Annotated in this window: 1 protein-coding gene; it reads right to left on the bottom strand. The window is 74.7% G+C overall.

Annotated elements, in window-relative coordinates; genetic code table 11:
- The coding region (locus N825_RS35920) for a PLP-dependent transferase (protein WP_037462657.1) at positions 1–229 on the bottom strand (229 nt) is incomplete at both ends.

Here is a 229-nt window from a genome sequence, read left to right as displayed (position 1 = left end):
CCGGTCGGTGGCCGGGAAGGCGCGGCCGGCCTGCAGCCCCGCCGGGTAATAGGCCGCCAGGCTGTGCACCCCGCCCCAGCTGGCGCCGATGGCGAAATGGCGCAACGAATCGAAGAAGCCGTTGAAGGCCGCCTCGGGCGCCGGCGCCAGCGCCATCGAGAACAGGCAGCCGTTGGTGCGGAAATCGCGCCGCCACAGGGCGTGGCCCGGGTCCGACGGCAGCGGCGGG

Source organism: Skermanella stibiiresistens SB22 (genome assembly GCF_000576635.1).
GTDB classification, from domain to species: domain Bacteria; phylum Pseudomonadota; class Alphaproteobacteria; order Azospirillales; family Azospirillaceae; genus Skermanella; species Skermanella stibiiresistens.
Note: the sequence above shows the minus strand (reverse complement) of the source record. Positions and strands in the feature narration are given on the sequence as shown.